This is a genomic window from Desulfocicer niacini, from assembly GCF_054657595.1.
The window spans coordinates 101,729-116,554 of the sequence record NZ_BAAHYK010000011.1; the positions used below are offsets into that span (position 1 = coordinate 101,729).

The window sequence follows — 14,826 nt, forward strand, 5'->3', positions numbered from 1 at the left end:
TCTCACACCCCCCGTTTCAACAATTTTCTATTTTCCATCACATACAGAACCCGCTTCCATGCCATTGGTTCCTTTTCTTTTTTCGGGGTGCCTGCCGATGCTCCGGCAGGTGCAGGTGGGCTCCAGAAATCAATATAGCGCTGCTGGGGGGTGGCGGGCTTTACCGGTTCGCTGGTTTCAAGGCGCACCGACCGACCCCAGAGATACTCAATGCCCATCATGGTGTTTTCAATAAAGTCCGTTTTCAGGGGTTTGCCTTCAAAGCTGTGTTCCAGATAAAGGGGACCCTGGTTGGTCTTTTCCACATTGACCTTTATGACAGGGGGATGATACAGGGTGTCAATGACCATGTCACGATAGGCATGGGCACTTCTGGATTTAACATAATACTGCCATGATTTGCGTTGGCTGTTTAGACGCTTGCCCGTCACAAATAAATTGTGCCGATGCATGAATTCCTGGTCGATATAGGTATTAATAAAGGTAAAATCACACATATTTTCCCGGATGGAAAAAAGGCGATCAAGGCCCGCGCCATGCTTGGTGTCAAAGCCTTTCTGTTTGACCTCATCCTTAATCAGATCGTATTCCAGGGAATAACAACCCCGGTTTTCCATTTTTTCTATGTGATAAAAAAGGCGCATGCCAAGGGCATAGGGGTTGAGACCCACCTTGGGCATGGCGGTAACACCGGCGTTGACCTTGGCAAAATTCACCTCATGGCCTTTGATCCTGTCATCTTTCATGAACAGCGTTTCATGCCAGTAACTGGCCCAGCCCTCGTTCATGATCTTGGTGCGGATCTGGGGTTGAAAAAACAAAGAGGTTTTTCGCACCACCGCCATCACGGATTTCATCCACTTGTTCTCGTCCTTGTTCAAAAAAGTGGAGTGCTCCATGATATATTCCATGACATCGGGTCGACCCCGGTCCTTTTTTTCCAGATATCGTTTATAAAAGGCATCAAACTCAGGAAATTTGATGCGCACATCAATAAAAAAATGCTCCTCAATATTATGGTGATGGGTAGCCAGGGCTTCATTGTAGCGTTCAATCTCTTTGAGGTAATCATTGTGGGACAGGCCTTTTTCCCGCTGGAGAAAGATATCAAAATAATAATCAAATGGGGTGAGATGTTTTGCCTGATGTGCACGGGTGGTCCGGGAAACGGTATCGTGATATCCCACCAGGTTATCAATTCCCCTGGCAAATTCAATGACATAATCCACCCATCGCCCCTTTTCAGACCGATATCTGGCAATCAGCCGTTTATCTGCCAGGGCCTGGCCATTGAAATCAAGATCCCAGGTGTGCTGGAAAAAAAGATTGTTCTGAAAAAAATCTATGTGGCCCAGCACATGATAAAAAATCATCACATTGAGCCAGTCCGGGTTATTATCGTTGTAAAACGAGATGGCAGGACGGGTGTTGATGACGGTCTCGTAGGGGTTGTTTGGATAAAGTTCATACATTCCCTTGCCGGAAAGCACCCTGACATCATGCACCCAGTAGTCGTAAAGGGTTGGCATCATCACCTTGGGGCTTAATTCCACCATGTCCCGGTTGGTGACAATATATTCCAGGGACTCATCCTCAAAACAAAGGCCTGCATCCCTTGCCCGCTCCTTACATCCTTCCATGATGGCCTTTACATGCTGATCAACAATTTCCATGGTGAACCTCCCCTTTGTCAGCCGTCTGACGATCCTTTATGCGCCATGATCTTTTCTTACTGGCGTAATAACAACATCGGTCCCCGGTCATAATGATCTTCCCCCTCCCCAAACGGCCGGGGGGTATGATCAAGACCGGTTTTAAATGTCAACTGCCCAGAAGATTTTTAATCCCTTCAATAATCCTGCTGTCTTCAGCATCCTCCGCCATGACATCCATACGGATGTGACGGGGATGTTTTTCCAGAAGTCCCGAACCGGCAATGTATTTTTCCACCTCAGTTTCCTTGCCTTTGGCATAATTGTGCTTTGCAACGGTAATGCCGATACGGGCAGCATAGGTGACCATTTTTTCCAGTTCCACCAACGCCTCCTTGCCATCGGTGTCCCAGTCATCCCCGTCGGTGCCGTGGAAAACATAAATATTGTAGTCCCTGGCAAGGCCTTCTTTTTCCACTATTTCATTGACCATGCGGTAGGCGGACACCACCTTGGTGCCGCCGGCCACTTTGTAGGAATAATATTTATAAAAGTCAGGCACTTCCCTGGCATCCGTGTCATGGAGGATAAATCGGGTTTCCACTTGTTTTTCGTACTGGTACAACAGCCAGGAGTAAATCATCACATGCTGGGACACCACCGTCTGGGTGGGCTTTCCCCCCATGGACCCGGAGTAATCCCTTAAAAAAAATATCATGGCCTGGGATTCATAGGCCTTCTCACGGGAAAGCACCCGATAGATCATGTCAGAGGGTGCCACCAGAAACTTGGAAGCATCAATATTAGACACATCGGGAATATTGCCAAGACTGATGTTTGTCTGCACAATACGTTTTATGGTGGCTTTTTTGTCAAGGATCTGGCCAAATCCCCGGTTACGGTCGGTCATGTCATAGACATACCGCACCAGGGTTCTTTTGCCGCCCTTGTCCACCAGGTTGGGCAGTTCAAAATCCTGGGCCAGGGTTCTTCCCAGATCATAGGCATTGGATTCAAATTCATGTTCACCACCACTGCCCTCCCCCGGGCCTTCGCCGTCTCCTTCTCCAGTGCCTTCTCCCTCTCCTTCCTGGGGGCGGATGGGCTCTTCGCCGATGACATCGCCCTCTTCTCCGGTACCGGTGCCCCCGGTGGGCTGGGATTCGCCCTCTTCGTCCAGGCTGATTTCATCATGAACAAATTTTTCTTCCACCGTGGTGGGTACAACAATGATCCTTTCCCTGCCCCCCTGGACAGGTTTAACAATACGGCCAATGCGGATTTTGCGTTTAAATCCGTCCTCTTCCCGCTTCCGGTCCCTTTCCAGGAGTTCATCCAGGGTTATCATTATTTATCATCCTCCTGACTGCAGAAATATTCAATGGTCTTCTGGGCACAGGTGCTGCAATATCCCAGTTTATCCATCATGGTGTTGATCATCCGGTCATGAAGTTTCTTATTCTCTTCATTGGTACGATTGGCAAGGGCACCCACAAGGCTCCCAGCCCCGGCGATGTCGGATTTCAGTCGCACATCGGTGATGGCCTTGACAAGTTCCAGGTTGTCCATGAAATCATAATTGGGGTCCACTGAGATCTTCTGCCCGTAAATCTTTCGAATGGTGTTTCTAAAGGAAGATCGCTGCTCGTCGGTTTTAAGCCCGAGACGTTCCTCAACATTTTTAATGTAGCGCTCATCGATCTTCATGGATTTAAGTTCATTGGACTGGGGATCTTTATATTTCCACATCATGTCCGGCCCCAGGTGCTCGGCATCAATGCCGATGATCATGTTCACATAGTTCATGACATCTTTTTTAATGGCCAGGGGTTCATCCATGTAGGCATTGAAGATCTCGGTCATGATGCGTTCCCGGTAAAGTCCCCGGGCCGTGTGCAGATCCTCCATGAATTTGGTGCGATCTCCAGACTCTGTGACATAGTCCAACACCACCTTTTCCAGAGTTCTGAAAATATCCAGGGCAAACATGCAGGTGCCCTCGTTGGTCTCGGAACTCTCTAAAAGCAGCTGGATGGCCCGACCCAAATTTCGTTGTCCCAGCCCTTTTTGACCGAAGCGCTTGGTGATGTCTGTGTCCTGGTTCAGGGTGTCGATGAGTTCAGACAGGGTCTTTAAACTCTTTTCTCCGGCCACCTCCCCTGCGGACAGCTTCATGGTTTCCACGGGGGTGAGTTTTTCCGATCTTGGCAGCCGGGTGAGCACCACCCCCACCGATGCAGCATAATTCAGGTTGGGATCCTGGTGGAGTTTTTCCATGTTCAGGGTGGTTTTGACATCCCCGCCGATGGCATAAGCCGTCAGTTCACTCTGGAGTTTATAATCGGTGTTGTGGGCCACATAGCAGAGACGGCACCTGTCCACAATGGGAGCTTCTTCTTTTTCTGCCAGAAAGGTATTAAATTCAGAGTTGTTGCTGGTGGCCACAATTAGAGTATCAATGGGCCATTTATAGCCGTCGATTTCAATATTGCGGTTCTGAATCACCCCGAGGTACACTTGGACCAGATCTTTTTTGTTTTTATAAATCTCATCGCTGAAATGGATCCCGCCTCCGGCCACCCGGGCAAGGGCACCCCGTCTCAAATCAAACCGATAAGGATTGTTGGTATCAGTGATGTGGAGAAGTCTCTGGATGGATTCTTCTCCCAGAAGATCCACGGCGGAGGAGGTAATTTTATCCTTGGCCGGATATTTACCGGTCAAGGTGCCCATGCTTTCAATCATGGGTACCTGCACCACTTCCACAAAGGATAGCATTCTTTCAAGATCGCCATCACAGAACTCCCGGATCTGGTTCCATATATAGGAAGAACAGGCCCCAAGCGGCCGATATTTCCCAGTAAGCACCTCAAGTTCTCTGTCGGAAAAACCATAGGTGGCACCAAGATATTCCAGGGAGGCGGCCTGGGTTTCATGCAGTCCCATGGCAAGAATCATGGGATCTTCATAGGTCTGGGATTCTATAGTGGAAATTCTGCCATAACCTTCCAGTTGATCAAGGCCTTTGAAACGGAAGGTATATTTACGATTTTCCGGCTTGAAAATAAAATTGCGGTAGGCTTCACACAGATAATCCACAAAGAAGGTCTTACCATTTCCCGGTTCACCCACCAGGACAAAGGCCATTTCCCGGGAAGATCCCCCCTCGGAGGCATCCTTTACAAAGGAAACAAAACTGTTGATTTCGTCGTACATCCCCACGAGGTGTTTTTTACCCTTGCTGAAAAGATCAAAATGATAGGTGGTTCGACCTTTGACGGTGATTTTATCCACCCCGCTGCTTAAAATCATGCGGGAGACCCCCTGGAAACAATCTTCAAAGGTCCTTTTTTCTGTTTTTACCAGTTCAATGTGATAGGAAAGTGTTTTTGAAGTGGTGTTATCATCCATTGCTTCCTCCCCGGGCAGCATCAAGGTTTTTGCTGCCGATCATATATAAATTAAATGACGGAAAACCTGTTTGATGAAAACGGTATTACTTGATGGACAAGTATAAAACATTGCAGTGGAATCGCTGATCCATGAAATTAAGTTCATCTGGTGGGATATGTCTCATATCGGCCACCTGAATTGAATATATCAATGGGAAGGATAGGTGTCAAACTATATCGTCAAAACAACCGTTCACGAAAAAAATCTGCGATAAAACAAGGCAAAAGAAAAAATCTCATTCATTCCGGCCTTACGCTTTATGGAGCAATGACTCCATTTTGAGGATAATGTTTCAAATAAATGTAGATCATAACTCGATGGGTTTGGTGATAAAATGAGCCACCCGTCACAATTGGTGGGCCAACGGGGTCAGGCTATGTGGTATTAGAGCCTGAGTTTTTTATCAGGCTCCATACTTTTTACAACTATCTGCGTTTCAAGGTAAACTTAAATAAAAGCGGCAATAATGCAAGCCTGACCCTGTTCTCGCAAAATCGGCAAAAAAACTTGAACATCGAGTATAAGGATGCCGAAAAAGGGTAGATAAAACGCAATTTACAGGCGCAGAAAACAGCACCGGCGTGGTGACAAGGAATTCCCTGGCAATTAGGACGGTTGGCACGGTGCTTTTAATAATCAACTACCATAAAATTACCAGGAGCGACAGTCTCCGGTATCCAGATGAACAAAATCTGATTTGGGATAATATCCCACACCGCCGGCACCAAGATGAACGGCCACATCCCTTAAATGACGGGTGGAAAAATCTTGGATGCGGATGTCAATGGCCCGCCCTTCCATGTGAAGGCTTTTTTTGGCCACTCCCCAGCTTTTTTTTCTCAAATTACGGTTGGTTTTCGGTGAACGGTAACCGGAAACCACTTCGATGATTCCCCGACTATTTCCCCGATTTTGAACAGCCGCGATGATATCAAGCAGACCGGGATCAATGGGATGAATGGTATTAGTTCGAAAATCCCTCAAAAAATCATTGATCTTGCGTTGATTGGATGCGGATCGGATACCCGGAGTGTGGCGAATATCAAGATATTCCCCGGTGTGAGTATGAAAAAAAGTCATGGTACGTCTGCCCCCCGTACTTGCCAAAGATACCAGCGGAGAACCGAGAAAAAGACCCGCCGCTGCTCCGGCTGACGCCTTTAAGAATTGTCGTCTTGTTGTTTTGATATTCATATGCTGTGGCTTCTTTCTCCATCCTTATGTTCAGGTGTCAGTCAATTTTCAGGCAGGGTTGGACGTAATATCCGCAACTCAACCCTGAGCCCCTTCCCAATATCAGATACAACCCATCAATTGTTTGAATCACACAAAAATACTTTGTCAGTTCAACACATCTCCGGGGAAAAGCGCCTGCCCCAATTTTCTATCCCGGTCGTAGATATCCCGGTTGAAACAAATTAACCCATCTTTATTAACCCATGCGGTCTGGTAGGTTATGTGCACAGGTACAGACCTCCCCGGTCGAATCACTGTTCGTTTGCCGGAGTCCAGTATGGTTTTAATTTTCTCCCGAGTCCACCCGGCGTTTTCACCGGAAAGAATAAACAGAGCAAGACCCGGAGGATCACTCACACGTATACAGCCATGACTAAAATTTCTTGTGCTACGGCTGAAAAGATTCTGTGTGGGGGTATCGTGCATGTACACATCATATTTATTTGGAAAAATAAATTTAACAGTTCCCAGAGCATTCCAGGGCCCGGGATCCTGGCGAAGTTTAAACCCGGCCATCTGCCCCCTGGTAATCTTATGCCAGTCCATGGTGGTGGAGTCCAGTTCCACGGCATCAGATTTCCAGCTGGAAAACAGCCGAATATGCCGTTTCACCAGATGACGGGGGTCTTTACGAAGAGCAGGCAATTCTTCGTTGCGGGCAATGGAGGGGGTTATATTCCAATAAGGGTTAAAGTCGATGTACATCACACGGTCACTGAAAACCGGGGTCTGATGCTGTAATTTTCCCACAATCACGGGAAAATGAATTTTCAACTGCTCCCCTTCAAACCCGGACAGATTAAAGCCTGCAATATTCACCAAAATATATTTTTCACCCAGAGAATGCTCCTGCCATCGCCACCTGGCCATGTTAATCATAATCCGGCGGACAGCACTGTGCACGGGGATATTGAGTGCCTCAAGGGTTGCAGGCCCCACCACACCATCTGGAGAAAGACCATGGCGAACCTGAAATTTTTTCACGGATGGCACTAGATCTTCCCCATAAACCATGGGTTTATCTTCAACGGGACTTACAATATCCCCTGTAATGGCAAGACGTTTTACAACGGCAGGCAGACGGTGATCAGAATCACCGGGCCGAATGGTTTTACCGGCAGCAATTTTTTCCCAGCCCCCCTGGCGGGCCAGGTTTCTATAATGTTCAAGGGCTTTTTTTAAATCCGTATAATGCCGGTGGACCGGGGGCAGTGCGGCAAGATATGCGGCAAGGTCACTCACTGAAAGGGCTTTATCCACTGTGGCAAGAGGGTCAAAATCAACATCTCCGGCCTCGGCAAACAAAAGGGGTTCTATATACCGAAGTTTTATCTGGCCACGACTGACATCATGGATATATTTAATCAGATTAAAGGTGATAAGGGTGTCCAGCCGGGCCAGGGATGACGGTTCCCGTAAATGCCACAAAGTTTCCATCTGGGGCACCCCATAATCTACGGGGTCCAAGCCCTCCTCATCGGCCTTCTTAAGGGTTTCCAAAATAATGGTGGCCCGAATCCCCGGACCCTGAGCACTGACCCACAGGGGAGACAATCCCTTTTTATGATAAATCACCGCCAGGCATAAATTCCGGGAAGTGGCAGAGGGTTTCTGATCTTTGAAACTCAACAGTTCAAGGGGATAGCATTCCAGATATTCGGCCATGGCCGTTGACAGGGGATCAGTCGCATGGGAAACAAGCGGGCAACAAAAAAAAATGGCAGAAACTGACAAAAAAGTAAAGGTTGAGAAAAAACGGGACATGAATCCCAAAAAGCGTTGATGACAGGCCCTGACCCCTGAAAATAAAAAAATGATGTCCAAGGAAATAAAACGCCGTATTTTTAATTCAGAATCCAAATTCTCTCCCCATTTTTATTGTTCAGGCATTGCGACACAGACAGCATATATCCTATCCCCCTTCCGTAAGCATCATTGTTCAAAGACGAGACACAATGAATTCCGCCCGCCCCATATCTTCAGGGGTGGTAAGCTTTATGTTATCGGGAGAACCCGGCACAATGTAAACCGCTTTTCCCATGGCCTCCACCAGGGAAGCGTCATCTGTTCCCATTAAACCACTGCCAAGGGCATATTCATGGGCACTTACCACCAAGTCAAAGTGGAAGGCCTGGGGAGTCTGAACCTGGTAAAGGTTTTCCCTGGACACCGTGTCCACCACCTTTCCATGATCATCCACCCGTTTCAGGGTATCCACAACGCGAATGGCCGGGACACAGGCCCCATGACGTCGAGCACCTTCAATGCAATTTTCAATCATGGCGGCATTCACAAAGGGTCGAACACCATCATGAATCAGCACCACATCTTTTCCGGAAAAGCCCTGGTCCTTCAGAACATCCAGCCCGTTTTTCACCGATGACTGGCGATGTGTTCCCCCATAATCCAGCAGAATCCTTTCAGAAAGGCCGTGGGGCCTCAGAAGTTCCTGCCTGCAGAAAGTCTCATCGGCCCGGGGAATAACAAGTAAAATGGGGTCAATGAATTTCCGGGCAGCAAAAAAATGAAGGGTTCTCACCACAACGGGTAGGCCCTTGAGCATCATGTACTGCTTGCGCACAGACGATTGCATGCGCTGGCCACTTCCCCCGGCCACAATTATGGCCGCCACCCTGGATTGAGACATATCTGCGCCGCCTATCTCAGGTAAAACAGTTCTTTTGGTAGGGGAACCCCTTTACCAATGAGATCTTCACCATAATTAACACCGGCAAGAATTTTAATGTCGGCAAGAGCCCTGGAATCCCCCTCAAAGGAGACCTGCTCCACCTCTTCTTTTTTGATTTTTCCCCCGGCCCACTGGATATCGAGAACGCTTGAGGCATCAAATCGATCCGCTCCCACCAGAAGCTCTACCTCCCCGCCGTAATACTGGACAATCTTGGCAACCAACAGGCTGGGGCGGGAATGAAATCCCCTTTCCTGGGGAATCCCCACGGTGATGCTGCCCCGATCAATGTTTTCATTGAGAACTTCAGAGGCCAGGCGCTTCCCAGAGGAAAGAAACTGCCAAGCATAAAACAGGCAGTAATTGACGGCCCGGTCCAGCAACACATCAGGATCAATAAGCTCCGTTAAGGCCTCACTGACGCTCTTGTACACATCTTTATATTCCACATCATGGAGATGACGCTCATAGAAATGCAGCAAACGTCCCATGACCTGGAGAATATGAAAAACAATGGAAAAATGGCTCCGAAGCTGTTTAAGCTTTCGGTTGCCATGGAAAAATCCGCCATGAATCACATAGGAATCAAAGGAGGATTGAAGGTTATGCAGCAGCATTTCAAAGCGCCGGATTTCCACTTCATTAATTTTTTCCGGTACAATTTCCCGTATCCTGGTACTTGGATATCTTTCATAAAAGGCAAATTGTTCAAATTTATCCACCAGGGCCAGAAAATCACTGGCAATAATTGTTAGATTTTTTTGCTGCTGTTGTTGTCGTCTGTTTTCCTGGTCATCAATGTTATGTTCCAGCTGATCCCCTGTGGCAATTCCGGGGAAATAACCAGGTTCATAGCCCATGGCTGGAATTTCTATGCCAAGCTTTACCGCCTCCTGGAGAATCACCGGCGCTGCCAACTGCAAAGATCCCTGGATCATTAGCAGGGTATCCCTGGACTCCATTGCAAAGGTTTCATGCTTTTTCTCAAACTCATAAAAACCGATGCGATTGTAAATATGTTTCTGGGAATAGCCTGCCAGGGAAAGATGACGCACCGCTGCGGTGAGTTCCCTGTAAAACACCCATTCCCGGTTATTCTTGGCCCCATGAAAATCAAGGAAATCCTCCAGCAGGTGCGAAGCAGTGATGAGCTTGGAGTATAGCTTTTTGGTGAACAGATAGGCTTCTGTTTCCACCTCTGTCACGGACATGAGACATTTCAGATACTCAAATGAGAACAGCTTTGCTTTTTCCCTGAAGGAAATATCGCACGATAGGGTCATGATTTCTTCTTTTATTATCCCTTACATCATGTCCTGTTCAGTTTCCTTCACCGCCTGATCCATTTTCCGGGCCAGTTCTTCGGGTAATCCCTCAATGTCCACATTGAGGAAACCACGAACAATGGTGGAAACCGCATCATCTTCGGTGAGACCCCGGGCCATGAGATACTCTATCTCTCTTTTGTCAATTTTACCCACCGCGGCTTCATGGGACATTTCTACGCCGGGTACAAGGCCTGAAAGTTCGGGGATGGCATGAAGGAGGCCCTCCTTTAAAATAAGTCCCTTGCATTCAAGATGCCCCTTGACCCCCGGCACTTTGCCTTTTATGTGGCCCCGGGAAATAATTGTTCCCCCGGCCACAATGGCCCGGGAAATAATTTCCGCCCTGGCACCGGCCCCATTTAATTCCACCACAGATCCCACATCCATGTGACAGCCTTTACCCGCAACCAGAATACTGTTCAATCTTGCAGTGGCGTCCTTTTCCAAATAGGTGACCGGATTGGACTGTAATGAGCCCACGGGTTTCAGGGAAATATAATTGGATATGAACACCCCCCCTTCTTCCACATGCACCGCTGTTCGTGGACGAACAAAAATGTTTTCGCCCCAGTCGTGGATCATGGTGTATTTAAGGGTAGCCCCTTTTTTTACATAAAATTCCGACACGCCGATGTGAAGCCCGGAAGACAGATGGGGAGAGGTGGAACATCCGGCAATGATATGCACTTCGGAGTCTTCTTCGGCAATGACAATATTGTGAACCTTCTGGGAAAATTTATCCTGGGCAATATGAAGACAGGTCTGCAGGGGTTTTTCTATTTTAACCCCCTTGTGACTGCGAATAAAAAATCCCTGCAGGGGACTGTTGGCAGTCTCCCTTGTCATGTCATCCTTTTCCGGGGACAGCAATTTCCATACATAGGGTTCAAGCCATGAAAATTGAGAAAGGGCTGCGGGCATACCTAAGACATCCACCCCTTCCATGGAATGGCTGCAGTGTACTAGGTCATTGTTTTTCTGGATAAAGGTCCCGGCTCTCAGAGCTTCATTGGTTTCTATGCCCACTTTGACAAATTCATCGGCATCTATTTTTGATATTGCGTCAAGACGGTCAATATAGGCATGTTCATCGTGGGCCGCATCGCTGGTAAAGTCAGAAAGGTTAACAATGGTTTTATCACTTACGCTGTGCATCCGACACACTCCTCATACCCGTATTCCCTGATCCATTTCAAAATTTCCCTGGCATTGCGTGAACATCGCAGCTGTCCCTTATAGAGCACCTGACCTTTATCTGCGGTGATGTAGTCCAGGATATGACCGGTGTGTGTAATCACCAGACCCGATTTGGGTTTTTCTCCGATGATGCCTTTCTGACAGGAAGGCTGCTTTTTTATCCCTCGATTTAACAGGATATTGATGCTTTCTCCCAGAAGTGCAATGGATTCCAAGTCCACACCGGACTCCGGCTCGTCCAGGAGCACCATATCCGGCTGCTGTGCCATGAGCTGGAGCAGTTCTGAACGTTTTATTTCCCCTCCTGAAAGGTTGTGATTCACATCCCGTTCCAGAAAGCTTTCAAATCGAAGGCAGGCAGACAGCTTATCCACATCCACCTCACGATCCCTTGCGCATAGTTCCACCATACGGCGGGTAGTAAGACCATTAATGGTGGGTGGACGCTGAAAAAGAACTCCAATACCCAATCTGGCCCGTTCATGGAGGGGCATGAAGGTGACATCTTCGCCTTTAAAAGTGATTTTACCCCGGGTAATCCGGTAACCGGAAAATCCCATGATGGTCATCATGAGGGTGGTTTTCCCGGATCCGTTGGGTCCAAAGAGGATATGGGTCTCCCCCGGGGGGACATGGAGATTGACATTCTGCAGAATCTCTTTGTCTCCCACCTCCACTTTAAGTTCTTCAATCAACAGCATCTTATCTATCCTTCAATGTAAATATTCGACTTGCTTATGTAAATTTTAGAATCATGTTTAAATTTCAGGGTCCTTTATAAAGATCAACATGAAGCCAATTTTAATAAAATATACGGTGAAAGCAGCCAGTAAGCCGAATTTTGTACCCCGGGGCAGTTACCCGCCATCGGGGCCACGATCATTCATCTGGGATGTACGTTGCCGCACACCTCTTGCAACCTACCCGGAAGCTCGGACGGGCAGCCCTCAAACACTTCCCTATTTGGTCTTGCACTGGACGGGGTTTACCAAGCTTCTCCGGTCGCCCGGAGAACTGGTGCGCTCTTACCGCACCGTTTCACCCTTACCGTGTTGTTTCAATAAAGAAACAACACGGCGGTCTACTCTCTGTTGCACTTTCCTTCACGTTGCCGCGACTCCACGTTATGGAGCGTCCTGCCCTGCAGTGTTCGGACTTTCCTCCAGATCAATTAAGATCCAGCGATCGTATAGTCTACTTCCACCGTATATGTTTACTTTTTTCAGTGTATCCTCATCCGTCAGGGCAAGGTCTTAATTTATTCCTGAGCACTGAAGTAGAGGATTCTATTGCATTGGGGACATAAAATCAAGTCTTTCCCTCTCTGCACTTCAATGTAAAGCTGTGGCGGTATATTCATGAAGCATCCCCGGCACACCTCATTTCTGACTTCTGCCACGGCAAGTCCACCGCTGGTTCCAGAAATTTCATCAAAGCTTTTCAATAAATCAGGGGAAAGGGTGGCACCGATATCTTCCTTCTGCTGCGTGTAAGTTTCAAGCAATTCCCGGTCGTCTTCGCATTTGCGGTCAATTTCCGCCTGCTCCGACCTTATTTTTGCCGTGACCTGATCCAGGTCAAGCAGTTGTTCCTGAACAATCTTTTCCTGGGCCTCTTTTTCATCAAATATTTTCAGAAGAGCATCTTCAAGACTTTCAAGGCGTTTTTTATTATTGTCTATTTCGCGCTGAAGCACCTGGTACTCCCTGTCTGTTTTTACATGCCTCAAGGTTTCAGTGCTTTTTTTAATACGCTCATCCGTTGTCTGAATTTCAAGCTCCATATCCTTAACTTTCTTGACAACAGCGTCAAGGGCATCTTTCTTCTTATCCAGCGCTTTCACAAAAGCGGTCAACTTGGATTCAAGTGCCTCTTTTTCCTTATCAATGCCTTTAAGATAGGACAAAATCCGAACGGTCTCTGTCTCAGCCTTCTGAAGCCTTATCAGCACATCCATCTCATTTTTAGTAATTGCTGCCATATTTTTCCCCTGTGGCGTTGGTATTGTAACTAAAACTCCGTCGTTTTTATCCCATAGTCAAGGACACGTCACCGCATCATAATCCAAAGGAGGCGGATTCTATTGATTCACCATTTATGGTCCTGTTTATAACTTGGGCCACTTGTCATCATTGAACAACGAAAGGTTCAGATTCTCCTGCATACCCTTTTACATCAAGATTGAGCCCTGCCTGCACCGAAATTGCCTTGATTTTTTCCAGCAGAAGATCAATGACGATGTGTTCCGATGCAAAATGTCCCACATCAATTGCCCCCATGCCAGATGCTTCAATGTCACGGGCACCATGATATTTCAAATCTCCGGTGACATAGGCCTGGGCACCGGAATCAAATACATCTTTCAGGAGGGATTCACCACTGCCGGTACACACAGCAACTGTGTCCACCATCATGTCCGGTGATCCCACCCGTCTGACATATCCAGCCCTGAAAATTTTTTTCACCTGCTCCCCCAGGGTCGCCAGTGTCACCGGGGCAGCAAGGTGCCCCACCCGGCCGATGCCCTCCACACACCCATTTGTCCCATTGTTTTCAAAGGAGGGTTGAAGGCTGGCAAGTTGGGTCAAGCCCAGCAACCTGGCAAAATAATCATTTAATCCCCCCCGGGCTTTATCCAGGTTGGTATGTAAAGAGATGATGGAAATATTGTGAGCAGCGGACAGGGCAATGGCAGAGCCGGGCATGACACTGAAATCCAGTTGCTTCAGGGGGACTATCATCAAAGGGTGATGGGTCAATACCAGATCCGCCCCCCACGCCAATGCACCGGCCATAACTTCCATGGTCACATCCAGTGCCACAAGAACCTTTGTCACCGATGCCTCGGAGCGACCGGCCTGGAGACCGCAGTTATCCCAGCTTTCGGCAAGGCAAAAGGGAATCACAGCATCCAGACATCCAAGAAAATCACAAATTGTTACGGCCATATGCCCCTCCCGGCACCTGAAACCATAGGCTTCCGGTCAAAAAAATTACACCGCCAGATCCTAAATAAAAAAAGCGTGGTATTTGAATACCACGCTTTTCTTTACTCAGGCTTTTTCAGATATTGCAACAGTCATATAAAAAGTATATATCCTGTTTGTTATTTTTTCTTCATTTGCGTCCCGCACCTCTTTCTGCAGAGGCTGTACTCGGCATGCCATCCATTGACAACCGAAATTTTATGGTGGGCCCACCTGGATTCGAACCAGGGACCGACCGGTTATGAGCCGGTGGCTCTACCAGACTGAGCTATGGGCCCTCCCAT

11 protein-coding genes, 1 tRNA gene and 1 other RNA gene are annotated in these 14,826 nt (G+C 47.8%); all 13 read right to left on the reverse strand.

Annotation, left to right across the window (positions count from 1 at the left end; genetic code table 11):
* Nucleotides 1–2: 2 nt before the first annotated feature.
* Nucleotides 3–1,673, reverse strand: coding sequence for a SpoVR family protein (locus tag ACYQ2M_RS07820; protein ID WP_459915776.1), 1,671 nt, complete (start codon nt 1,671–1,673; stop codon nt 3–5).
* Nucleotides 1,674–1,821: 148 nt separating this feature from the next.
* Nucleotides 1,822–3,000, reverse strand: coding sequence for a DUF444 family protein (locus tag ACYQ2M_RS07825; protein WP_459915777.1), 1,179 nt, complete (start codon nt 2,998–3,000; stop codon nt 1,822–1,824).
* The gene (locus ACYQ2M_RS07830) at nt 3,000–5,063 is read right to left on the reverse strand and encodes a serine protein kinase PrkA (RefSeq protein WP_459915778.1); all 2,064 of its coding nucleotides are present in this window, start codon (nt 5,061–5,063) and stop codon (nt 3,000–3,002) included. The genes ACYQ2M_RS07825 and ACYQ2M_RS07830 overlap by 1 nt, the downstream gene beginning before the upstream one ends.
* 693 nt (nt 5,064–5,756) lie before the next feature.
* Nucleotides 5,757–6,299: a peptidoglycan L,D-endopeptidase MepK gene (locus ACYQ2M_RS07835; RefSeq protein WP_459915779.1), complete on the reverse strand. Its 543-nt coding sequence runs from the start codon at nt 6,297–6,299 to the stop codon at nt 5,757–5,759.
* Between the two features lie 147 nt (nt 6,300–6,446).
* Entirely contained in the window at nt 6,447–8,201 is a 1,755-nt protein-coding gene (locus ACYQ2M_RS07840; RefSeq protein ID WP_459915780.1) for a L,D-transpeptidase family protein, read from the reverse strand.
* A gap of 79 nt (nt 8,202–8,280) precedes the next feature.
* The gene (gene ispD / locus ACYQ2M_RS07845) at nt 8,281–8,988 is read right to left on the reverse strand and encodes a 2-C-methyl-D-erythritol 4-phosphate cytidylyltransferase (RefSeq protein ID WP_459915781.1); all 708 of its coding nucleotides are present in this window, start codon (nt 8,986–8,988) and stop codon (nt 8,281–8,283) included.
* An 11-nt stretch (nt 8,989–8,999) separates the two neighbouring features.
* Nucleotides 9,000–10,313 carry an HPr family phosphocarrier protein gene (locus ACYQ2M_RS07850; protein ID WP_459915782.1) on the reverse strand — a complete coding sequence of 438 codons (1,314 nt, stop codon included), beginning with the start codon at nt 10,311–10,313 and terminating at the stop codon, nt 9,000–9,002.
* A gap of 21 nt (nt 10,314–10,334) precedes the next feature.
* Nucleotides 10,335–11,513 carry a SufB/SufD family protein gene (locus tag ACYQ2M_RS07855; RefSeq protein WP_459915783.1) on the reverse strand — a complete coding sequence of 393 codons (1,179 nt, stop codon included), beginning with the start codon at nt 11,511–11,513 and terminating at the stop codon, nt 10,335–10,337.
* A complete protein-coding gene (locus ACYQ2M_RS07860; RefSeq protein WP_459915784.1) occupies nt 11,501–12,256 on the reverse strand; it encodes an ABC transporter ATP-binding protein in 756 nt (251 codons plus the stop codon). Before ACYQ2M_RS07860 ends, ACYQ2M_RS07855 begins: the two co-directional genes overlap by 13 nt.
* A 113-nt stretch (nt 12,257–12,369) precedes the next feature.
* An RNA gene (rnpB, locus tag ACYQ2M_RS07865) (RNase P RNA component class A) lies at nt 12,370–12,757 on the reverse strand.
* A 56-nt stretch (nt 12,758–12,813) separates the two neighbouring features.
* The gene (locus ACYQ2M_RS07870; RefSeq protein ID WP_459915785.1) at nt 12,814–13,536 is read right to left on the reverse strand and encodes a zinc ribbon domain-containing protein; all 723 of its coding nucleotides are present in this window, start codon (nt 13,534–13,536) and stop codon (nt 12,814–12,816) included.
* Between the two features lie 148 nt (nt 13,537–13,684).
* On the reverse strand, nt 13,685–14,503 hold the full coding sequence (locus tag ACYQ2M_RS07875; RefSeq protein WP_459915786.1) for a Nif3-like dinuclear metal center hexameric protein: 819 nt from the start codon (nt 14,501–14,503) through the stop codon (nt 13,685–13,687).
* A 240-nt stretch (nt 14,504–14,743) separates the two neighbouring features.
* Nucleotides 14,744–14,820: transfer RNA gene (locus tag ACYQ2M_RS07880), tRNA-Ile, on the reverse strand.
* Nucleotides 14,821–14,826: the final 6 nt, after the last annotated feature.